General features: G+C 55.2%; 1 protein-coding gene. It reads right to left on the bottom strand.

Features of this window, described 5'->3' with window-relative positions; translation table 11 throughout:
- Window positions 1–299: hypothetical protein (locus HX814_RS31360; RefSeq protein ID WP_218175076.1), on the bottom strand; the 299-nt coding region annotated here is incomplete at both ends.

The raw sequence follows: 299 nt of genomic DNA, 5'->3' as shown, positions 1-299 counted from the left end.
TTTAACGGGGCGCCCAAGATCAAAATCAAGGTCAAAAGCAAAAGCAAGAGCACAGCGGCCTGAGAGCCGGCTTGAGTGTGGTGAAGCAAAGGCACAAGCCAAATCAAGAGCGGGCACGGTCAAATGTGGGAGCTGGCTTGCCTGCGATGGCATCAACTGGGTCTGCCTGATCCACCGAGGTGTCTGCATCGCAGGCAAGCCAGCTCCTACAGAAAAGCAGCTTTTGCCTTTGCTTCTAACACTCAGGTCGGCTTTCAGGCCGCCGTGCTTTTGATCTTGATCTTGATCTGCGGGCCCCG

The organism is Pseudomonas sp. C8002, assembly GCF_013385765.1.
In the GTDB taxonomy this organism is placed as follows: domain Bacteria; phylum Pseudomonadota; class Gammaproteobacteria; order Pseudomonadales; family Pseudomonadaceae; genus Aquipseudomonas.
The sequence above is the reverse complement of the archived record's forward strand: the minus strand, read 5'-3'. Positions and strand labels throughout refer to the sequence as shown.